Source organism: Nonomuraea sp. NPDC050227, assembly GCF_044459705.1.
GTDB lineage: Bacteria > Actinomycetota > Actinomycetes > Streptosporangiales > Streptosporangiaceae > Nonomuraea.
In genome coordinates, this window is sequence record NZ_JBITJF010000003.1 from 691943 (window position 1) to 712984 (window position 21042).

At 73.7% G+C, this 21042-nt stretch carries 17 protein-coding genes and 1 pseudogene; 9 read left to right on the forward strand and 9 right to left on the reverse strand.

The annotated features are described in order from the left end of the window. Positions 1-3 precede the first annotated feature (3 nt). From ACIBK9_RS15500 to ACIBK9_RS15530, 7 genes are all read left to right on the forward strand, one after another. Positions 4-2352, forward strand: a complete 2349-nt coding sequence (locus tag ACIBK9_RS15500; protein WP_397158586.1) for a SpoIIE family protein phosphatase — start codon at positions 4-6, stop codon at positions 2350-2352. A 114-nt stretch (positions 2353-2466) separates the two neighbouring features. Further along, positions 2467-2943: an ATP-binding protein gene (locus ACIBK9_RS15505; RefSeq protein WP_397158588.1), complete on the forward strand. Its 477-nt coding sequence runs from the start codon at positions 2467-2469 to the stop codon at positions 2941-2943. A gap of 19 nt (positions 2944-2962) precedes the next feature. Next, positions 2963-3307, forward strand: coding sequence for a YciI family protein (locus ACIBK9_RS15510; protein WP_397158993.1), 345 nt, complete (start codon positions 2963-2965; stop codon positions 3305-3307). Next, the gene (locus ACIBK9_RS15515; RefSeq protein ID WP_397158590.1) at positions 3304-4530 is read left to right on the forward strand and encodes an RNA polymerase sigma factor; all 1227 of its coding nucleotides are present in this window, start codon (positions 3304-3306) and stop codon (positions 4528-4530) included. Before ACIBK9_RS15510 ends, ACIBK9_RS15515 begins: the two co-directional genes overlap by 4 nt. A gap of 32 nt (positions 4531-4562) precedes the next feature. Next, a complete protein-coding gene (locus ACIBK9_RS15520) occupies positions 4563-5150 on the forward strand; it encodes a helix-turn-helix domain-containing protein (RefSeq protein ID WP_358299237.1) in 588 nt (195 codons plus the stop codon). Between the two features lies 1 nt (position 5151). Further along, the gene (locus ACIBK9_RS15525) at positions 5152-5877 is read left to right on the forward strand and encodes an SRPBCC domain-containing protein (RefSeq protein ID WP_397158593.1); all 726 of its coding nucleotides are present in this window, start codon (positions 5152-5154) and stop codon (positions 5875-5877) included. A gap of 7 nt (positions 5878-5884) precedes the next feature. Further along, positions 5885-6367, forward strand: coding sequence for a metallophosphoesterase family protein (locus tag ACIBK9_RS15530; RefSeq protein ID WP_397158595.1), 483 nt, complete (start codon positions 5885-5887; stop codon positions 6365-6367). Here the strand turns inward: ACIBK9_RS15530 and ACIBK9_RS15535 are convergent. The 7 genes and pseudogenes from ACIBK9_RS15535 to ACIBK9_RS15565 all read right to left on the reverse strand — a co-directional run bounded on the left by ACIBK9_RS15535 (position 6360) and on the right by ACIBK9_RS15565 (position 17992). After that, positions 6360-8453, reverse strand: coding sequence for a molybdopterin-dependent oxidoreductase (locus ACIBK9_RS15535; RefSeq protein WP_397158597.1), 2094 nt, complete (start codon positions 8451-8453; stop codon positions 6360-6362). The genes ACIBK9_RS15530 and ACIBK9_RS15535 overlap by 8 nt on opposite strands. Positions 8454-8534: 81 nt before the next feature. Then, positions 8535-9830, reverse strand: coding sequence for a M1 family metallopeptidase (locus tag ACIBK9_RS15540; protein ID WP_397158995.1), 1296 nt, complete (start codon positions 9828-9830; stop codon positions 8535-8537). Next, positions 9827-13669: a Pls/PosA family non-ribosomal peptide synthetase gene (locus ACIBK9_RS15545; protein ID WP_397158599.1), complete on the reverse strand. Its 3843-nt coding sequence runs from the start codon at positions 13667-13669 to the stop codon at positions 9827-9829. Before ACIBK9_RS15545 ends, ACIBK9_RS15540 begins: the two co-directional genes overlap by 4 nt. Positions 13670-13826: 157 nt before the next feature. Next, a complete protein-coding gene (add, locus tag ACIBK9_RS15550) occupies positions 13827-14765 on the reverse strand; it encodes an adenosine deaminase (protein WP_397158601.1) in 939 nt (312 codons plus the stop codon). A gap of 11 nt (positions 14766-14776) precedes the next feature. Continuing rightward, entirely contained in the window at positions 14777-15535 is a 759-nt protein-coding gene (locus ACIBK9_RS15555) for a class I SAM-dependent methyltransferase (RefSeq protein ID WP_358299223.1), read from the reverse strand. 343 nt (positions 15536-15878) lie between these two features. After that, positions 15879-16781 (reverse strand): annotated as a pseudogene (locus ACIBK9_RS15560) (RNA polymerase sigma factor); the annotation flags it as partial. An 851-nt stretch (positions 16782-17632) separates the two neighbouring features. Continuing rightward, positions 17633-17992 carry a hypothetical protein gene (locus tag ACIBK9_RS15565; RefSeq protein ID WP_397158603.1) on the reverse strand — a complete coding sequence of 120 codons (360 nt, stop codon included), beginning with the start codon at positions 17990-17992 and terminating at the stop codon, positions 17633-17635. A gap of 314 nt (positions 17993-18306) precedes the next feature. On the opposite strand from ACIBK9_RS15565, the gene ACIBK9_RS15570 reads away from it, so the two are divergent. Further along, positions 18307-19146: a hypothetical protein gene (locus ACIBK9_RS15570; RefSeq protein ID WP_397158605.1), complete on the forward strand. Its 840-nt coding sequence runs from the start codon at positions 18307-18309 to the stop codon at positions 19144-19146. Positions 19147-19195: 49 nt separating this feature from the next. Next, a complete protein-coding gene (locus ACIBK9_RS15575; RefSeq protein WP_397158607.1) occupies positions 19196-20188 on the forward strand; it encodes a hypothetical protein in 993 nt (330 codons plus the stop codon). Positions 20189-20333: 145 nt separating this feature from the next. On the opposite strand, the gene ACIBK9_RS15580 is transcribed toward ACIBK9_RS15575, so the two are convergent. Beyond that, on the reverse strand, positions 20334-20474 hold the full coding sequence (locus ACIBK9_RS15580; protein WP_397158609.1) for a hypothetical protein: 141 nt from the start codon (positions 20472-20474) through the stop codon (positions 20334-20336). Beyond that, entirely contained in the window at positions 20471-21037 is a 567-nt protein-coding gene (locus tag ACIBK9_RS15585; RefSeq protein WP_397158611.1) for a DUF4291 domain-containing protein, read from the reverse strand. Before ACIBK9_RS15585 ends, ACIBK9_RS15580 begins: the two co-directional genes overlap by 4 nt. Positions 21038-21042 lie beyond the last annotated feature (5 nt).

A 21042-nucleotide genomic window follows, 5' to 3' on the forward strand; every position in this document is an offset into this window, starting at 1 on the left:
GCAGTGCACCACCAGCACGATCCGGCGGCCGCCGTGCCGCCGGAGCGTACCGAGCCGCCCAATCTCGGCCGCCTGGCCGCGACGGTCGACCGCCTGCACAACCAGATCCTGGAGGCCCAGCGGGCCGCCGAGGGCCGCGCCCTGGTCGAGGTCGCCAAGGGCGTGCTGGTCGAGCGCCTGCAGTGCAGCCTGGCCACCGCCGCCAGGCAGCTCGCCACCCTGGCCGACCAGGCGGGGGTGACGCAGCTCGAACTGGCCGCCGACATCATCAACCAGGCCGCCCACGACCGCATCAGCGAGGCCGCCCGCGACTTCCTCAGCTCGGCCCGCGCCCAGGAGTCGGCGGAGGTGGCGGTGCGGCTGCGCACCGCCGAGAACGGGGCGCTGACCGCCACCGACGCGCAGGCCGTGGCGCAGTCGCTGCTGGAGCAGGCCCTGTCCGCGCTCGGCGCGACGACGGTGGCCATCTGGGAGGCCGGGCCGGACGCGTCGCTCACCCTGGCCGGGTACGCGGGGCTGGCCGACGAGGAGGCCAGGCGCTGGCGTTACGTGCCGCCGGGCGTGGCCACGCCGGCCCGCCGCGCGCTGCTGGAACGCGGCACGGTGTGGCTGGACGACCTGGCCGCCGTCGGCCTGCCCTCGATCGGGCAGCGCCAGACCCCCGGCGCGCGGGCGACCGCCCCGGCCGGGACGGGCGGCCGGATCCTGGGCGTGCTGGAGATCGGCTGGCCGCACGCGATGCCGCAGCCCGGCGCGCGGATCGTCAAGCAGATCGAGGTGCTGGCCGACCTGTGCGCCCACACCTTCGAGACCACCGACCAGGCCGTGCACGAGCCGCAGGTGCTGCCCGAGCTGATCGACCTGGCCGACGCGCTGCCGGACGCGGCGCTGGTGCTGCGCCCGCAGCTGGGCACCGAGGGCCGGCTGACCGACTTCCGCATCGTGCACGCCAACCCGCGCTTCCTCGACCCCGCCGGGCGGCCGCGCGGCGAGGTCGTCGGGAGCCTGTTCCTGGAGGCGTACCCGCTGGCCGCCGAGGAGGGCGCGCTGCTGGCCAGGATCGAGCACGTGCACGCCACGGGCGAGACCTTCAGGGCCGAGAAGATGACGATCACGGCCCTGGTGGACCAGATCCCGCTGCACACCGTCGCGGGCATCGCGATCATCCGGCTCGGCGACGGCGTGCTGCTCATCTGGCGGCTGCAGGACCAGGACGCCCAGCTCGCCAACCTGCTCCAGCACGCCCAGCGCCTGGGCCGCATCGGCGGCTTCGAGGAGAACCTGCTCACCGGCGAGATCGTCTGGAGCGCCCAGCTCCACGACCTGTACGGCATGTCCCTCGACGAGCCGCCCATCCCGCTGGAACGCCTGGCCACGCACGCCCACCCCGACGACGCCGTGGCCATCGGCCGGTTCGTCCGGGCCGTGCTGCACCACCGCCGTCCGGCCTCCACCGCCTACCGGCTGCAGCGGTCCGACGGCACCGTGCGGCACATCAGAGTGGTCGCCGAGCCGGTCTTCGACGACAGCGGCCTGCTGCTGTCCATCCGCGGCGCCTACCAGGACATCTCCTCCCAGCACTGGACAGAGGTGGCGCTGGCCGCCACCCGCGACCAGCTCGCCCACACCGAGCAGCAGGCCGCCGAGCGCAACCGGCTGGCCCTGCAGCTCCAGCAGGCGATCATGCCGCCGAGCCGGGAGCCGCTGGAGGCGTTCGACCTGCAGATCGCCGTGCGCTACCGGCCGGCCGAGAAGGAGCACCTGGTCGGCGGCGACTGGTACGACGCGGTCGTGCTGCCCACCAAGCAGATCCTGCTGTCGGTCGGCGACGTCGCCGGGCACGGCATCGAGGCGGCCACCGGCATGGTCGTGCTGCGCAACGCGCTGCGCGGCCTGGCCGCCACCGGCGCCGGGCCGGGCCAGCTGCTGACCTGGCTCAACCTGGTCGCCCACCACCTGACCGCCAACGTCACGGCCACCGCGATCTGCGGGCTGTTCGACCCCCGCACCCGCGTGCTGCGCTACGCCAGGGCCGGGCACCTGCCGCCCATCCTGGTCCGCGACGGCCAGGCCAGGGAGCTCGACATGACCAAGGGCCTGCTGCTCGGGGCGGTCGCCGAGGCCGAGTACGAGGAGACGCACGTCCAGCTCGCCTCCGACGACATCCTGCTCATGTACACCGACGGCCTGATCGAACGGCGGGACGTCAACCTGCACGAGTCCCAGCAGCGGCTCCTGGACATCGCCGGGCACCCCGCGGCCCCCCTGGAGCAGCGCCTCGACCACCTGCTGACGCACAGCAACTCCGACACCGACGACGACACGTGCATCATCGGCGCCCGCCTCCAGTAGCCGTCCGCGCCGCGGCCGGGCGGCCCGGGAGTTTGCCGGGCTTGCGTCTGGTAAGCAACCAGAGCCGGGTCCCCCGCCACGCCACACCCAGGCAGGACTGATCAGACCATGGGCATGGAACCGGAGCTACGCTGTCCCATCAGCACCGATCTCGACGCCATCCGCCGCCTCGTGCGCGACCACGCCGGCCGCGGCGGGCTGTCCGGTGAGCGCCTGGACAACTTCGTGCTGGCGGTCAACGAGGCGGTCACCAACGTCCTCGACCACGGCGGCGGCACCGGCACCGTGCTGGCCCGCACCGACTCCGGCGGCGTCACGGTGGAGATCGCGGACGAGGCCGGCCGGCTCAGCGCGGCCCACCTGGCCGCGGCCGAGCACGGCCGCGCCCACTCGGCGGGGTTCGGCTTCGGCCTGTGGCTGATCCAGCACCTGTGCGACCGCGTCGAGCTCGACCAGAGCCCGCGGGGCTCCCGGTTACGCCTGCACATGAGCGTGCGGACCGCCGCCGACCGGCCGCCCGGCACCCTCGTCCCGCAGGGCTGCGACCCCGTTGACTCCGGCCCGGCCCGGCCGGATTTCCCGGAACCCTAGGATGAGGCAGGTGAAATACATGCTGCTCATCTACAGCAACCCCGCCGCCCAGCAGGCCGTCGCCGACGGGTTCGACCAGGTCATGGCCGAGGTCGACGCGCTCATGGCCGAGCTGGAGGCCAACGGCGAGCTGGCCGGGGGCCAGGCGCTGGGCGACCCCGCCTCCTCCAAGACCGTGAAGGTGCGCGACGGCGTGCCCGCCGTCACCGACGGCCCCTTCCTGGAGGCCAAGGAGTACCTGGCGGGCTATCTGATCGTCGACTGCGCGAGCGTCGAGCGGGCCACCGAGATCGCCGCGCGCTGGCCGGACGCGCGTCTGTGCGCCATGGAGGTGCGGCCCGTCATCGACGAGGTGGCGGAGTGATCGAAGGGCTGCTGCGCGAGCTGGCGCCGCAGGTGCTCGGCGTGCTCGTCCGCCGTTACGAGCAGTTCGACGCCTGCGAGGACGCCGTCCAGGAGGCCCTGCTCGACGCCGCCGTGCAGTGGCCCGACCAGGGCGTGCCGGACAACCCGCGGGCCTGGCTGATCACGGTCGCCTCCCGCCGGGTCATCGACCACTTCCGCAGCGAGAGCGCGCGCCGGCGGCGGGAGGAGAGCGCGGCGGTCGCCGTCCCGGCCGACGAGTTCGTCGAGCCGGCGCCGGGCGAGGAGCGCACGCCGTCCGGCGACGACACGCTGACGTTGCTGTTCCTGTGCTGCCACCCGTCGCTCTCGGAGCCCTCGCAGCTCGCGCTCACGCTGCGGGCCGTGGGCGGCCTGACCACGGCGCAGATCGCGGCGGCGTTCCTGGTGCCGGAGGCGACGATGGCCCAGCGCATCAGCCGGGCCAAGCAGCGCATCAGGTCCACGGGGGTGCCGTTCGGGCCGCCGCCGGAGCCGGAGCGGGCCGAGCGGCTGCGCGTGGTGCTGCACGTGCTCTACCTGATCTTCAACGAGGGTTACACCGCCACCTCCGGGCCGGACCTGCAGCGGCCCGAGCTGACCGGCGAGGCGATCCGGCTGGCCCGGCTCGTCCACCGGCTGCTGCCCGGCGACGGCGAGGTCGCCGGGCTGCTGGCGCTCATGCTGCTGACCGAGGCGCGGCGGGCGGCGCGCACCGGGCCGGGCGGCTCGCTGGTGCCGCTGGCCGAGCAGGACCGCTCGTCGTGGGACCGGCGGCTGATCGAGGAGGGCGTCGAGCTGGTCAGCAAGGCGCTGGCCACCAGCGCGCTGGGCCCGTACCAGTTGCAGGCGGCGATCGCGGCCGTGCACGACGAGGCGCCCACCGCCGCCGAGACCGACTGGCCGCAGATCCTGGCGCTCTACGGCGTGCTGGCCGGGCTGGAGGACAACCCGGTGGTGCGGCTCAACCAGGCCGTGGCCGCCGCCATGGTGCACGGCCCGCGGGCCGGGCTCGACCTGCTCGACGGCCTGGCCGCCGACGACCGGTTGGCGGGCCACCACCGGCTGGCCGCGGTCCGCGCCCACCTGCTGGAGATGGAGGGCGACGCGGAGGGGGCGGCGCTGGCCTTCCGCGAGGCGGCCCGGCGGACGCTCAGTCTGCCTGAGCAGCGCTATCTGGAGGGCAAGGCCGCCCGGCTGGCTTGACAACGATTTTTTTCGGTGCGATCGTTTCAGGCATGCACGAAGTGGCAGCGATCGAAGACGCGGCGGCCGCCGAGGCGTCGCTCGACCCGATGCGGTCGAAGTTGCTGGCGGAGCTGGTCGAGCCGGGCTCTGCCACGTCCCTGGCCGCCAAGGTGGGCCTGGCCAGGCAGAAGGTCAACTACCACCTGCGCACCCTCGAACGCCACGGGCTGGTCGAGCTGGTCGAGGAGCGCAGAAAGGGCAACGTCACCGAGCGCGTCATGCAGGCCACGGCCGCCTCCTTCGTGATCTCCCCCACGGCCCTGGCCGCCGTGCAGCCCGATCCGGCCCGGTCCCCCGACCGGCTGTCGGCGCGCTGGCTGCTGGCCCTGGCGGCGCAGCTCGTCCGCGACGTCGGCACGCTGATCACCGGCGCGGCCAAGGCGCAGAAGAAGGTGGCCACGTTCGCCATCGACGGCGAGGTGCGCTTCGCCTCGGCCGCCGACCGGGCCGCGTTCGCCGAGGAGCTGGCGCAGTGCGTCACCTCGCTGGTCAGCAAATATCATGACGAGTCCGCGGAGGGCGGGCGGGACCATCGTCTGATCGTCGCCGTGCACCCGTCTGTGAAGAAGGGTTCCTGAGGTGGGGCGCGAGTTCGAGATCCCCCTTGAGTCCATGGTCGAGGCGACGCCCGAGCAGGTGTGGGCGGCCATCACCACCGGGCCGGGCATCGACTCGTGGTTCATGGGCCGCAACGAGGTCGAGGGCGGCGCGATCCGCACCGCCTTCGCCGGGGCCGAGCTGCCCGAGTCCAGGGTGACCGCCGAAGACCCGCTCAAGCGTTTCGCCCACTCCGGCGTCCCGGGCCCCGACGGCCGTTTCGTGGCCTACGAGTTCCTGCTGGAGGGCCGCGGCCAGGGCAGCACCCTGCTCCGCATGGTCACCAGCGGCTTCCTGCCCGGCGACGACTGGGAGCAGGAGTACGAGGCGATGTCCACGGGCCTGGCCCTGTTCTTCGCGACGCTGACGGAGTACCTCGGCCACTTCGCCGGCCGGGCCGCGACCCCGCTCACCGAGTCCGGCCCGCCGGTGAGCGACTGGCCGCGCGCCTGGCGGGCCCTGTACGCCGCCCTCGGCGGCCGCCCCGAGCCCGGCGCCACCGTCCGGCTCGCGCCGCCCGGTCTGCCCCCGGTCCAGGGCGTGGTCTACGTCCGCAACGCCCAGAGCGTCGGCGTCCGCACCCCCGACGCCCTCTACCGGTTCGTCCAGGGCATGGGCGGCAGCCTGCTGGCCATGCACCTGCTGTTCGGCGACCCCGCGGGGCAGGCTCCGGCCTGGCGGGCCTGGCTGGAGGATCTGCGGGCATGACGTCCGGATGAACGTGGTGGCGCTGTCCGACACGCACGCGCCCCGGCGGTGGCGCGCCTGCCCGCCCCGGGTGGCCGAGCACCTGCGCGGGGCCGACGTCATCCTGCACGCCGGCGACGTCTGCGTGCGCTCGGTGCTCGACGAGCTGGCCGCCTACGCCCCGGTGCACGTGGTGAAGGGCAACAACGACGGCCCCGACGTGGTGGCGCCGGAGACGCTGGAGCTGACCCTGGAGGGCCTGCGGATCGGGATGATCCACGACAGCGGGCCCGCCCAGGGCCGCGTGGCCCGGCTGCGCCGCCGCTTCCCCGAGGCCGCCCTGGTGGTCTTCGGCCATTCGCACATCCCGCTCGACGAGTCGGGCGAGGGGCTGCGCATCTTCAACCCGGGCTCCCCCACCGACCGCCGTCGCCAGCCGCACGGCACGATCGGGCTGCTGACCGTCGAGGACGGCGTCCTGACCCGCGCGGAGATCGTGCCCGTCAGCTGAGCGGCTCGACGGTGACCGGCACGCCGTTCAGCGCCGCCGTGCCGGTGAGCTCGTCCAGGAGGCAGGGGTCGGTGAGGTCGTTGGCGCTGGCGCCCCCCAGCGTGGCCGCGACCGACAGCAGCACGCCCGGCCGGTCGTGGCCGTAGCCGTGGGGCAGGCTGACCACGCCGGGCATGACGTCCTCGCTCGCGCTGACCTCCACCGTCACCTCGCCGCTGCGGGAGCGCACCCGGACCGGCGCGCCGTCGGTGAGCCCGCGGGCGCGCAGGTCGCCGGGGTGCATGAGCAGGTGGTGCCGGGGGCGGCCCTTGGCCAGCCGGGCGGAGTTGTGCAGCCAGGAGTTGTCGTCGCGCAGGTGCCGGCGGCCGATCAGCAGCAGCCCGGCGGGGGCGGGGGCCAGCAGCTCGGCGCGGGCGCGGGCGAGCCCGTCGAGCAGGACGGGCGGCGCGGCCTGGACGCGGCGGCCCGGCGTGCGCAGCCGGCCCGGCAGGCTCGGCTTGAGCGGGCCCAGGTCCAGCCCGTGCGGGTGGCGGCGCAACCGCGCCACGCTCAGCCGGTACGGCCCCGCCCGCAGCCCGAGGTCCACGATCCGCTCCGGCGAGAGCCGCAGCATGAGCCGGTCGGACAGCGACCCGGCCCGGACCAGGCGGCCGTATCGCCGGGCCAGCTCGCGCAGGATCTCCCAGTCGTGCCGGGCGCCGGGCGTCCTGGGCAGCACGGCCGGGGTGTAGCGGGCGTGGTCGCGAACCGCGACCAGGTTGAAGACGAGGTCGTAGTGGTCGCGTTCGAGCAGGTCGGTGGGCGGCAGGATGACGTCGGCGTGCCGGGTGGTCTCGTTGACGTAGAAGTCGAGGCTGACCATGAAGTCGAGTCCGGAAAGGGCCCGCGACAGCTCGTGCCCGCCGGGGGCCGAGCGCACCGGGTTGCCGGCGATGGTCACCAGCGCCCGCACCTGCCCTGCGCCGGGCGTGCGGATCTCCTCGGCGAGCGCCGCGGCGGGCAGCTCGCCGCCGAACTCCGGCAGGCCGCGCACCCGGCTGCGCCACCTGCCCTCGTGGCCGGGGTCGATCAGGCGGTTGCGCACCGGGTCGACGGCCGGCCTGCTCATCAGCGTGCCGCCGGGCCGGTCGAGGTTGCCGGTGACCAGGTTCAGCAGCTGGATCCCCCACTGGCACAGGGTGCCGAACCGCTGGGTGGACACGCCGATCCGGCCGTAGGCGGCGGCGCTGGGAGCGGCGGCGAACTCGGCCGCGACCCGGGTGATCACCTCGACCGGCACGCCGGTGACGGCCGCGGCCCGCTCCGGCGTGAACGCCTCCAGCGCCGAGGCCAGCCGGTCGAGCCCGTCCACGTAGGGCGCGGGACGGGCGGCGCCGCCGGTGACGATCAGGCCGACCATGGCCAGGATGAGCGCGGCGTCGGTGCCGGGGCGGACGAAGTGGTGCTCGTCGGCGAGGCGGGCGGTCTCCGTGCGGCGCGGGTCGAACAGCACCATCCGGCCGCCGCGGGCGCGCAGGTCGCGGATGCGCCGGACGACGCCGGGCGCGCTCATCACGCTGCCGTTGGAGACGGCCGGGTTGGCGCCGAAGGCCAGGAAGTAGGCCGTGCGGTCGATGTCGGGCACGGGGAGCAGCCACTGGCTGCCGTACAGGTGGCGGGCCACGTACTGGTGCGGGAGCTGGTCGAGGGAGGCGGCGGAGTAGCGGTTGCGGGTGCCCAGCAGGCGGGCGAACGGCGGCGCGTGCGTCAGCGCGCCCAGGCTGTGGACCACCGGGTTGCCGAGGTAGACGGCCACGGCGTCGGGGCCGTGCACGATGCGCGTCCCGGCCAGCCGGGCGGCGACCAGGTCGAACGCGTACGCCCAGGGGACCTCGCGCCAGCCGTCCGGGGTGCGGACCACGGGACGGCGCAGCCGGTCGGGGTCCTCGCGCACGTCCTGCAGGGCCACCGCCTTGGGGCACAGGTGCCCGGCCGACAGCGGGTCGTCCTCGTCGCCGCGGATGCCGGTGATCCGGTCGCCGTCCAGGTCGACGCGCAGGCCGCACATGGCCTCGCACAGGTTGCAGGTCGCGAGCCGGGTCACCATGTGACCAGGCTATGAGCGGACGCGTCCGTCCCCGAGCCGCCACCCCGGCGACCGTCCGGCCAGGTCGGCGCGGTGTGCGGGTCAGGCGCCGCGGTCGCGGGTCAGCGCGCCGCCCGCCATCGGCGGCAGGGGCCGGGCGTGCAGCCACGCGGTCAGCAGCGCGCCGGCCGGGACGTGCCGCTCGGCGTGCGCGGCGAACTCCCGCGTGGTGACGCTGCCGTACCGGCGGCTGTCGGCCCAGGAGCGCAGGAGCGTGAAGAACGCCTGGTCGCCGGCCGCCCGGCGGAGGGCGTGCAGGGTCAGCGCGCCACGCTTGTAGACGCGGTCGTCGAACAGCGCGGCCGGGCCGGGGTCGGCCAGCACGAAGTCCTGCGGCAGCGCGGCGAGCCTGCGGTGCCAGCGCAGCGCGTGCTCGTCCGCGGGCGGGCCGCCCGAGCGCTCCGACCACAACCACTCCGCGTACGTGGCGAACCCCTCCTGCAGCCAGATGTCGGCCCACCCCGCCACGGTGAGGCTGTTGCCGAACCACTGGTGGGCCAGCTCGTGCGCGACCAGCCGCTCGCAGCCGCGCGCGCCGTCGACGTGGTTCCTGCCGAAGATCGACATGCCCTGCGCCTCGACCGGGATGTCGAGGTCGTCGTCGGCCACGACGACGGTGTAGCCGCTGAACGGGTAGGGCCCGAACAGCTCGCCGAACAGCGCCATCATCTCGCCCTGGCGGCCGAAGTCGTGCCGGGCGCGGGCGGCCAGCCGCGCGGGGTGGGCCAGGCGCGTGCCGCCCGCCTCCGAGAGCTGGTAGCGCCCGATCTGCACGCTGGCCAGGTACGTCGCCATCGGCTCGGCCTGCTCGTAGACCCACGTCGTGGTCCCGGACGCCCGCCGCCTGGCGGTGAGCACGCCGTTGGCGATCACCTGGTACGCCGGCGCCGTCGTCACCGAGATCCGGTAGGGGGCCTTGTCGTCCGGCCGGTCGTTGCACGGGAACCAGGAGGGCGCGCCGATCGGCTGACCGGCCACCAGCGCGCCGTCGGTCAGCTCCTCCCAGCCGAGGCCGCCCCACGGGCTGCGCACCGGGACGGGCGTGCCCGCGTACCGCACCTCGACGACGGCCCGCTCCCCGGCGGCCAGCGGGCCGGGCAGGGTGAGGCGCAGCTTGCCCTGGCCGTGCGTGTGGCGGACGGCCCGGCCGGCCACCGTGACGCCCTGGACGCGGAAGTGTCCGAGGTCGAGGCCGAGATCGGCGAGCGGCTCGGCGGCGCGGACCGTCAGGCGGGCGGTGCCGTCGAGCCGGTTGGCCGCGAGCCGGTAGTGCAGCGCCAGGTCGTAGTGCTCGACCGCGTACCGGTGGTCGCCGTGCCCCGGGAAGTACGCCGTCATCGCCACGCCGAGACGGGGTTGCCGAACCACCGGCTGCCGCCGGGCAGCGCCTCGCCGCGCATGACCAGGGACGCCGGCCCGACCGTCGTGCCCGCGCCCACCCGCGCGGCGGGCAGGACGACGCCGTGCGGGCCGAGCGTCGCGCCGGCCTCCAGCGTCACCGTGTCGATGCTCATGACCCGGTCGTGGAACAGGTGCGTCTGGAGCACGCATCCCCGGTTGACGCACGCGCCGTCGCCGAGCGTCACCAGATCCGCCTCCGGCAGCCAGTACGTCTCGCAGGTGACCCCACGTCCGATGCGTGCCCCGAGGGAGCGCAGCCACACGTTCAGCGGGGCGGTCCCCAGCCACGGCTGGGCGAACCAGGGCGCGGCCAGCACCTCGACGAAGTTGTCCGCCAGCTCGTTGCGCCACACGAACGAGCTCCACAGCGGCCTGTTCCCGGCCTTGATCCGGCCGACCAGCGCCCATTTGGCGGCCGTGGCGACCACCGCGGCGAGCACCCCGGCGGCCAGCACCACCAGCCCGCCGAGCGCGGCGGCCACGGCGAAGCCGTGACCGGCGGCCAGCCACTCGAACGCCGCCACCGCCAGCACGGCCAGCGCGACCACGCCCATCGCGGGCACCACCCGGCACACCTCGACCAGCGCCCGCGCCGCCCGGTACCGCGCGGGCGGGTCGTAGGTCCTGCTGCGGTCGGCCTCCTCGGCCGTGCGGCGCAGCTCCATGGGCGGCATGCCCACGTACGAGGAGCCCGACTTGGCCTTCTTGGGCGTTGCCGACAGCACGCCGACCAGGCCGTCCTTGGGCACCTTGCGGCCGGGGGCGGTCATCCCGGAGTTGCCGAGGAAGGCGCGCTTGCCGATCCGGGCCGAGGCCAGGCGCATCCAGCCGCCGTCCAGCTCGTACGGGGCCACCATGGTGTCGTCGGCCAGGAAGGCGCCGTCGCCGACGGAGGTCATCGTGGGCAGCGCGAGCACCGTGGACAGCTCGGCGCCGCGGCCCACCTTCATGCCGAGCGCCCGCAGCCAGACGGGCGTCAGGACACTGGCGTACAGCGGGAACAGCCACACCCGGGCCGAGGCCATCAGCCGGCCGGTCACCCACGCCTGCCAGGCCGGACGGCTGTGCACCGGATGGTGACCGGGGTGCAGCCCCAGGCCGAGCAGCCGCACGCCGGCCAGCGTGACCAGCGCGAAGGCCGCCATGCCGGCGACCGTGGCCAACGGCACGGCGGGCAGGGCGGCGGCCAGCGCGCCGCCGAGCGTGACCTCGTCCCCGGCGAAGGCGGCCAGGACGGCGAGCGCGACACCGGCCGCGGCCACCGGGAGCAGGCTGAGCACGACCGCGCTCACCCCGTACAGCGCGACCCACGGGCGGGAGCGGGCGGCGCGCTCCGCCGGCCGGGAACGGCGCGGCTTGCCCTGGCGGAAGGCCGGGACGCCGGCCCAGCGCTCGCCGGAGGGGATCGTCCCGGCCACCGCGGAGCCGGGGGCGACCTGCGCGTTCTTGCCGACGCGCGCGCCGGGCAGCAGGGTCGAGCGGGAGCCGACGGTGGCGCCCGCGCCGATGCGGATCTCGCCGACGTGCAGCACGTCGCCGTCGTACCAGTGGCCGGACAGGTCGACCTCCTGCTCGACGGAGGCGCCCCGGCCCAGCTTGAGCAGGCCGGTGATCGGCGGGGGCGAGTGCAGGTCGGCGTCCGGGCCGACGGTGGCGCCGAGCAGCCGGGCGTACCAGGCCATCCACGGCGCGCCGGCCAGGTCGGGCACGCCGAGCCGTTCGGCGAACCGCTCGGCGAACCACAACCGCAGGTGCACGCCGCCGCCGCGCGGGTGGGCGCCGGGGCGCACGCCGCGCAGCAGCAGCCGGGCGACCGCCGCCGACAGGCCCATGCGTCCCATGGGGGTGACGAACGCCAGCGCGCCGAGCGTCACCCACCACCACGACAGCCGCGGCGCCCACGGCGGGGCGAGCACGTTGCCGAGCGCGGCCAGCGGCACGACCCAGCGCAGCGCGCCCGCGGTGAGCAGCGGGATCATCAGCGCGGTCTGCGCCAGCGCGGCGCGTTTCGGCATGGGGGCGGCCGCGGCGTGCGCGGGGGCCTGCGTCCCGCCCCTGGCGGCCAGCAGCTCGGCCAGTCCGGCGAGGGTCGGGTGGGCGTAGACGTCGCCGACGGCCACGTCGGGGTGGGTGGCCCGGAGCACGGAGACCAGGCGGGCGGCGGCCAGGCTGGTGCCGCCGTCGGCGAAGAAGTCCGACCCGGGCCCTTCCGGGCGCACGCCGAGGATCTCGGTCCACTGCGCGGCCAGCAGCGCCTCGGCCGGGGTCAGGCCGGGGTCCGCGGCGGCCGGGCCGTCCAGCGGCCACGGGAGCGCGTCCCGGTCGATCTTGCCGGAGGTCCTGGTGGGCAGGGCGTCCACAGGGGCCAGGCGGGGCACGAGCGCGGCGGGCAGCGAGCCGGCCAGCAGCTCGCGGGCCCGTCCGGCGTCGAAGCCGGGCCCGGTGACGACGTAGCCGACGAGCACCTGGTGGCCGCCGCCCGCGGTGCGGACGGCCGCGGCCGCGCCGGTGACGCCGGGCAGCGCGTTCAGGGCGGCGTCCACCTCGCCCAGCTCGATCCGGCGTCCGCCCAGTTTCACCTGGTCGTCGGCGCGGCCGGCGAAGACGAGACCCTCGGGCTCGGCGCGGACGAGGTCGCCGCTGCGGTAGGCGCGCTCCCAGCCCAGGGACGGCAGCGGCGCGTACTTCTCGGCGTCCTTGGCCGGGTCGAGGTAGCGGGCCAGGCCCACGCCGCCGATGATCAGCTCGCCGGTCTCGCCCATGGCGACCGGCTCGCCCGCGCCGTCCACGACCGCCAGGTCCCAGCCGTCCAGGGGCAGGCCGATGCGTACGGGTCCCTCCCCCGTCAGGCGGGCGGCCGAGGCCACCACGGTCGCCTCGGTGGGCCCGTAGGTGTTCCACACCTCGCGGCCGGGCACGGCCAGCCGTTCGGCGAGCTCGGGCGGGCAGGCCTCGCCGCCGAAGATGAGCAGCCGGATGCCGTCGAGGTGCGCGGCGGGCCAGAGCGCGGCCAGCGTCGGCACCGTCGAGACGGCGGTGACGCCCTGCCCGGCCAGCCAGGGGGCCAGGTCCATGCCGGTGCGCACGAGCGCTCTGGGCGCGGGCACCAGGCAGGCGCCGTGCCGCCAGGCCAGCCACATCTCCTCGCATGAGGCGTCGAAGGCCACCGACAGCCCGGCCAGCACCCGGTCACCCGGGCCGAGCGGCCGGTCCTGCAGGAAGAGCCCGGCCTCGGCGTCGGCGAACGCGGCGGCCGAGCGGTGCGTCACCGCCACGCCCTTGGGCCTGCCGGTGGAGCCGGAGGTGAAGATGATCCAGGCGTCGTCGTCCGGGGTGGGCCGCTCGGGCGTGGCCGCCTGGCGGGCCCGCGTGACCGGGCCGCCGTCGAGCACGGCGTCCACGGCGGCCTCGGCGAAGACGAGTTCGGCGCGTTCGTCCGGGTCGTCGGCGTCCACGGGGACGTACGCGGCGCCGGCGGCGAGCACGGCGAGGATGGAGACGTACAGCTCGGCGGTGCCGGAGGCGATGCGCACGCCCACCCGGGAGCCGCGCCCGACGCCGGCCGCGGCCAGCTCGGCGGCGACCCGGTCGACCTCGGCGCGCAGCGACCGGTAGTCCAGGCACACGGCGCCGTCGTCCAGCGCGGGCGCGTCGGGGTGGCGGCGGGTGGTCTCGTCGAGGATGTCGATCAGCGTGCGGGGCGGCGCGGCCAGCATGCCCGCCGGGTAGACCGCCGACGCGGTCCTGAGTCCTAAGTCTGCCGAGTCGGTGCGCAAACGCTGCTCCTTCGGTCGGGCTGTGGGCCCCGGCCCGTCAAGGCCGCGGGCTGCCACTGTCGTGGCGTTCGCGCCACCTCCGTTCGCAACGGTCGCCGATTCGCCAACTATTCCATGGTGTGACGGAGATCGCCGTGCCCGGCGGGGGCCGGTCGGGTCAGCGGAGCCAGGCGTCGACGGCGGCCAGCAGGTCCGCCTTGAGGGCGCCCGGGGCGAAGGAGGCCCTGATCGAGGCGCGGGCCAGCTCGGCCAGGACGTCGTCGCCGTACCCGAAGACCTCGCGCAGCCGCAGGTACTCCTCGGCCAGCGCCGTCTCGCCGTCGGTGTTGACCGTGACCGCGAGCCCCGCCTCGCGCAGGCGCGGCAGCGGGTGCGCGGCCAGCGACGGCACCAGCCCGAGCAGGACGTTCGACGTGGGGCAGACCTCCAGCGGGACGCCGCGCTCGCGCACCTCGGCCACCAGCGCCGGGTCGTCCAGCACCCGGATGCCGTGGCCGAGCCGCTCGGTGCGGCCCAGGTCCAGCGCCTCGCGGATGCTCGCCGGCCCGGCCGCCTCGCCCGCGTGGTGCACCAGGTGCAGGCCCGCGTCCCCGGCCGCGGCGAACACCTCGGCGAAGGGGGCCAGCGGATGGGCCTCGTCGCCCGCGAGCCCGAGGCCGATCACCTCGTCGTAGCGGGTGGCCAGCTCGTACGTCCGCCACAGCCGCTCCAGGGGCCGCCGCCTGGAGTGGTCGAGCAGCACCCGGGCCTCGACGCCGTACCGCCTGCCCTCGGCCAGGCCGTCGAGCACCGCCTCCAGCGGCATCTCCGGGGCGCCCAGCCGTTCCCCGTGGGCGGCGGCGGTGAAGGTGACCTCGACGTAGCGGGTGCCCTGGGCGGCCTCGTCCTCGCAGAACTCCAGGGCGACGCGCCGGAAGTGCTCGGGGGTGCGCAGCAGGCCGCGCACCTTGGCCCGCTGGTCGGCGAACTCGCGGAAGTCGGCGAACGGGCCCTCGGGCTCGGGCGGGCCGCCCAGCTCGCGCACGGTCGCGGGCCGTACGGTGCTCTCCAGATGGACGTGCAGGTGGGCCTTGGGCAGCAGGCGGAGGTTTCTCACTCTCCGGGAGGTTATCGCCGGGTGATGCGGATTTTCGACTGCTTATGTGGGCCCTGCTCCCAGTCGTCCATGAACGTCGCTTTCAGCCCGTGCTTGCGGGCCAGTTCGACCAGCGTCTCGGTGCGGTAGTAGAAGTCCTCGCGCAGGACGTGGTGCTCCTCGCCCTCGGTCCGGTCGAAGGTGAAGTCGAACCAGCCGTCCGGCTTCATGACCCGGCCCACGTTGGCGAAGCACTCCTCGATGACCTCGATCGGCGAGTGCGAGAAGACGCTGTGGGCGTGGACGACGTCGAAGTACTCGTCCGGCAGGAACGCCAGCCGCAGGTCGCGCACCGGCGCCAGGTACGGCAGCTTGTCCTGCAGGGCGTGCTTCTCGACCGTGTCCTGGGCGGCCAGCAGGATGTCGGGCGAGATGTCGATGCCGTAGTAGTTGCCGGTGAACAGGTAGCCGATGAACAGGCGGCCGGCGCGCAGGTTCCCGCAGCCGATCTCCAGCATCCGGCAGTCGGGCTTGAGCCCGTGCTCCACCAGGTAGTCGAACTGCATGCGTCCCAGGGCGAGCCAGCGCCGGTGCCGGTGCGACCCCACGGCGCCCTCGGGGTCGCGGGCCGTGTCGGACCTCATGACGGCGCGGTAGTAGGTGACGTGGTCGTGGGTGCGGAGCCGGAACCAGGTGTCGCGGGCCAGCCGGCGCAGGTGAGGGGCGATCCTGTGGGGGTGCCGGAACGCGTAGGCGGCCTGGTGGACGAGGCTCGTACGGGAGCGTTTCACGTTGGGCAGAGTAGGTCCGGCCCACCCGGCCCGCTCCGGGCTCCACACACTCCAGAGCGCCCTTTTACCCGCCCTTTCCCACCCCTGGACCGCTCTTCCCCGTGGGTGACGGGCGCGTCGCCGTGGCTCGCGGCACGCGGGTGCTCGGGTGGCCGTCGCCGGGGTGGACGGAGGTCGTGCCTGTCGCTGGTCGCGCCGGCGTCGCGGCGGCTGGTTCGGTCGACAAGGCGGTGACGCTCCACGTCCACACGGCGAGCCCTGCTCGGCGTGTCGCGTGCTGCCGTTCCCGGGCGGGAACGATCGGCTCAGGCAGCGGCGTGCTGCCGTTCCCGGGACCGGGCGGTCAGCTCAGGTAGTCGCGCAGCGCCATGGCCCGGGAGGGGTGACGCAGCTTGGACATGGTCTTGGCCTCGATCTGCCGGATGCGCTCACGGGTGACGCCGTAGACGCGGCCGATCTCGTCGAGGGTGCGCGGCTTGCCGTCGGCCAGGCCGTAGCGCATCGTGATCACGCCCGCCTCGCGCTCGGAAAGCTGGTCGAGCAGGCTGTGCAACTGCTGCTGCAGCAGCGTGAACGAGACCGCGTCGGCCGGGGAGACGGCCTCGGTGTCCTCGATCAGGTCGCCGAACTCGCTGTCGCCCTCCTCGCCGAGCGGCGTGCTCAGCGAGATCGGCTCCCGGCCGTAGCCCTGCACCTCCGACACCCGCTCGACGTCGAGATCGGTCTCGGCGGCGATCTCCTCGGGGGTGGGCTCGCGGCCCAGGTCGGACTGCAGGCGGCGCTGCACGCGGGCCACCTTGTTGATCAGCTCGACCATGTGCACGGGGATGCGGATCGTCCGGGCCTGGTCGGCCATGGCACGGGTGATGGCCTGCTTGATCCACCAGGTGGCGTAGGTGGAGAACTTGTAGCCGAGCCGGTAGTCGAACTTCTCGATCGTCCGGATCAGGCCGAGGTTGCCCTCCTGGATCAGGTCGAGGAAGAGCATGCCGCGGCCGGTGTAACGCTTGGCGATGGAGACGACGAGCCGGAGGTTGGCCTCCAGCATGCGGCGCTTGGCACGAAGGCCGTCGTCGGCGATCCACTCCAGGTCGGCACGCAGCTCGGAGGGCAGGCCGGGCTCGCTGTCGAGCCGTTCCCTGGCGAACAGGCCGGCCTCGATGCGCTTGGCCAGCTCGATCTCCTGCTCGGCGGTGAGCAGCGGGACGCGCCCGATCTCCTTCAGATAGGTCTTGACCGAGTCGGCGCCGACGGCCGTGCCACCGTCGGCGATGGTGTCGTCCAGTTCGAGAACCTCTGCTGCTTGGGACAAAATTCTCTCCTCGCTCGCGTTGGGTGGACGCTCAGTGACTGAGCCGGCCTGCGGGCAGGGCCGGCGGGGAAACGTAGCGGGCCGATAGGCGTCGGAACCTTCAGGGCATGAGGGAACGGAAGAAGCGGGGCCTGGCAGGGCCGTCTCTGACCAGGCTACCCAACACTTCCTCGAACGTGGCTTCGACGAACACCCGATCATCGCTTCCCCGCCGGCGCCATCCACCCCCTGACCAGCCCCCCAACCCCGTCCCCTCGCCACCACCCCCGCCGACCGACGGCACTTCAGAAGACGCCCGCTCCCTCGCCCCGCCCTGGCCTGCTTCATGGCGACGGGCATCTCTCCGGCTTGACGAAGCCCTTCTGCTCGCGCGCCCGGCCTTCCTCGAAGGAGCCACCCACGCTGGACAAGACCATGAAACTCCCGGCGGGCCACTCGCCGCGTCACCTGGCTGATCGCGATGTCCGACCCGCACGCTTCGGTGAGAGCCGGTCGCCACGCGTATGCGAAGACGCTGTCGATCAGAACCCTCGATGACGTCCGCCGTCATGGCGCTCGGGTGCTGGAACGCGAGGCCCGCCCGGCGATCGTCGGGGGGCGGGCCGCATTCGGACAGGAACTGCGGACCGCGGATGCGCGTGCTGCCGCCCGGGTACGACACGGACGTCCACGGCAACCCCGGTTACGTCATCCGACGCGGCCTTCCGGATCAACACCTGGTCAAGGACGGCTTCGTCGCCTGATGGCGGGTGCACCGGCACTGGTCCGCTGGTTGTCTCGATGCACTAGGGGCATTGGATCATGCCGCCGCCGTCTCCTTCGCTGGAGACCTGGCTGAAGTGGATGTAGCGGTCCGGCTGGCCCTGGCCGCCACGCCAGGTGTACCAGCGGTTGTCCCCGCCGCTGTAGTCTCCACGAACCCAGCAGCACGGGTAGATCTGCGTCCCCACATAGCAGGTGAAGAGGAAGTTGGGCTGTCCGAGCCGGGGAGAGCTGCGGACGTTGCCGTCGTACTTGCACTTGAAGATCAGGGCGGTGGCCGTGCCGGCCGAGGCCGCTGCGGGAGTCGCGGTGAACAGCACAGCGACACCACCCAGCGCTACGACGGCGCTGCCCAGACCGGCGGTCAGACGTCGAAGCGGCATCTTATTGATCACGGATCGCCTCTCACGGCTCGATGAGGAGCACGCCCCAGTAGGCGTGTCAGGGCTCAGTCTTGGTGGCTGGTGGTTTGTCTGGAACCCGGCTGCACCGGCCCAGACAAACGTCGTCCGCGGAGTGGTCGCAGCAGTTCATGACGTCGGGCTCAGGATCGTCACCGAGTTCCGGCCCCGCCCGGCCGGCGAAGATGGCCAGGATGCCGGCCGGGTCCGGGGACCCCACGGTCACGGTTCAGCTTGACAGTTGATCTCGTAGGCACAAGATTGTTGCGCCCTCCCACCATCTCCAGAGGAACGTGATGAAGCGGACCGTCATGGGTGTCATCCTGATCGCGGGCCTGGCACAGCTCGTCGCCGTTCCCGCCCAGGCGGCGTCCGGGAACGACCCGGTAGAAGCGCTCCAAGCCACATTGACCCGCGGCAAGGGCGTGAACATCGTGTCCACCGCGAAGGTGGACCACGGTCGCGGCGGGTCCTACACCCTGGCCCTGGACGGCACGGTCGGGTTCGGGCCGCAAGGTGAGATCGCCTCTGACACGTCCCAGCGCGTGCGGTACAGCAAGACGGTGATGAGCGGTCTGAAGAAACTCGGCATGGCCGAGGACGCCGCTGCTGAAGAACTGCCCCTGAGGGTGATCTCGTCAGGCCACGACGACTACGTCTCCGGCCCCCGATTCGCCGACGTACTGCCGCAGGGCACGAGCTGGGTGCGCTATCCGTACACCGATCTGCCGGCCAGCAACCCGCTGCTGGAGGTTCTGGAACCCGCCACGCTCAAGACGCTGCTGGCCCACCGCACGTCCTGGCGGGGCGGAGTGGTGAAGGGCATGATCAAGGCCGACAAGCTGGTCAAGGTGTCGCGTTCTTTCGCCTCGCGCTTTCGCGGCTACTCCTGGAGCGAGCCCGTCAGCACCATCTCCTACACCATCCGCCTGAGCACGGCTGGACTGGTGGAGCGAGTCACGGCCAAGGGGGTCATGCACCACTGGAAGGGGTCCGTGTTCCGGCTCACGGCGGACACCCGCTACTCCACCTGGGGACGGCAGGTCACCGTTGCGCTGCCTCTGGAGAGCGAGGTGCTCGATCAGAAGCAACTCGAAGGCAAGGTGCCCTACGGGGTGCCTGGCGCCTGGAACTAGCCGCTTGGCGCTGTTGCGACGCCATGATCACGTGCGGTATTGATCACGGATGTCCTTGATACGGGTGATCACGGCCGCGGCCGAGCTGCTCGACAAGACCTCGCGGATGCGTCCGGGCCGGTCGTGGGACGATCCCGCGCTGGAGCAGGCGCTGCGCCAGGTGCGGGCCGGACGGCTGGAGCCGGGCCTGGAGCTGGTCCGCCAGGCGCGCGACGACCACGAGGTGCGTGCGCTGCGCGTCGAGCAACTGGGGATCGCCGCCCGTGCGCACACCGAGGCGCTGCTGCGGCTGGCCGGCGACGACCCCGACGCGTTGCTCTGGCTCGGCGCCGCCCGGATCAGGCAGGCATGGGCGATCCGCGGCGGCGCCTACGCCACGTACGTGGGCGACCAGCGTTTCGCCCGCTTCCACGAGGTGCTGGCGGACGCCGCCGTCCCGCTGCGGCAGGCCGCCGAGGCCCGTCCGGACGATCCCGTTCCGTGGGAGCGGCTGCAGTGGCACGCGCTCGGCGCGCAGGCCGGCCAGCAGGAGCTCGACCGCCTCTGGACGGAGCTGACCGCCCGCGCTCCGCACCTGTATCTGGGCCACTACACCCGCGTCCAGGTGCTGTGCGGCAAGTGGTACGGCTCCGACGACGAGGTGCTGGCCTTCGCCCGCCGCACGGCGGACGCGGCGCCGCCGGGCGACCCTGTGACGGCAACGCTGGCGCTGGCGCACTTCGAAGTCGCGTGGGGCCGGATCGGCGAGTCGGAGCGTACGGCCCGGGAGATCCTCGAAGGCTACTTCGGCGACCCTGAGGTGGCCGGCCCGCTGGTGGCGGCGTCCGACAAGTGGCGCGAGGGCGCCCGGCCGCATCCGCGGGCGCTGGACGCCGCGCACCTGTTCGGCGCGGCGCTCTACCACGGCGGCCACCTCACCGGCGCGCAGCGCCTGCTGGAGAGCTTGGGCAGGCGCATGCCGGAGAACCAGCCATGGGCGGTCGGCAGCCTGCTGCCAGGCCGCCACTACGCCCGCGTGCGGCGGGACCTCGGCCTCGCCTAGCCGAGCCGGGCGCGCCGGACCTCGTCCGCACGCCGGACGTCGGCAGGACGAGCGTGGGCGCGCCATCGGGGGTCGGCTCGCGGCCGATGCGCCGGTTCAAGCGCCACCGCCTCGCGTAGTCGTCCAGCATGGACCGCGACCGCGATCACACGTTCTGCGGCAGGTTGCCGAGGACGTCGTCCATCAGGTCGCCCGGCGTCTCGTGCACCAGTTCCGGGTCGGCGCCTGTGGCATCCCATGCGCTCTTGGCACGGTTCGTCCATCCCTCTTGCCGGTAGGCCGTCATCTGCCCGGGGCAAGGAGGCGTTCCAGCGTCCGCGGCAGGGGATACACCCGCTCGGCGGGGAACAGCCGTCGGGCCTTGGCGGCGTGCCCGGTTTGTGTCAGAACCGTGGCCTTGCGGACCTGCGGGGTGAGGTCGGTGAGGCTGACGATCCAGTCGTCGGTGAAGGCGCGGATCAGGTCGCGGCCGATGCCGACCTGGATGCTGTAGTGGTTCAGCGCCGCTCCGCGCAACGAACGTTCCGGGTCCCACTGGACATGTACGGCTGCCCGGGCCACAGCCGCCGGATCCGCTGTCGTGAGCACGGCCTGGGACAGAGCCTCCTCCCAGCCCCGCCGGGTCATCCGCACTGCGAGAACGCGCTCCTGACCGGCTTTGCGGGCCCAGTTGCTGCGATGCATGAGCCACAGGAACGAGGGCTTGATCCAGGTCATCCTCTGGAACGAGAACGGCGCGACGAAGCGGCCCGCTCGCAGCGCCGCGTCGGCTATGGCAGGTGCATACGCCTGGTAGACCACGATCGTGTCAGCGTCGTAGTCTGCGCGAATCTGGTACTGGGGTGCCATGCGCT